At 63.6% G+C, this 291-nt stretch carries 1 protein-coding gene; it reads right to left on the reverse strand.

Annotated features, from left to right (window positions below; genetic code table 11):
- The coding region (locus SB658_RS23125) for a hypothetical protein (RefSeq protein WP_410602604.1) at positions 1-291 on the reverse strand (291 nt) is incomplete at both ends.

Raw genomic sequence — 291 nt, forward strand, 5'->3', positions numbered from 1 at the left:
GTGCCTTCGTTCTGCCAGTCGCCATCGCGGCCGACGTACTGCCGCGTCCAGATCCGCTCCGATGTCATCGGCAGGATCTGCGCATAGATCGGCGGCAGGACTTCGCGGCCATCGGCCAGCATCATTCCGTAGCTGCCGTCACGCAGGAAGATCAGATGCGCGCCGGTCAGTTCCTCGACCGAGCCGAAGGATGCCGCCACGACCTTCTGCTGCTGCATGTTGTAGAGGTGCGCGTTGCCTTCGGCATCTTCCAGCACCAGCAGCGGTGGTGCGATGTAGCGTTCCTGCAGG

Source organism: Bacillus sp. SIMBA_008 (assembly GCF_046535495.1).
In the GTDB taxonomy this organism is placed as follows: Bacteria; Bacillota; Bacilli; order Bacillales; family Bacillaceae; genus Bacillus; species Bacillus subtilis.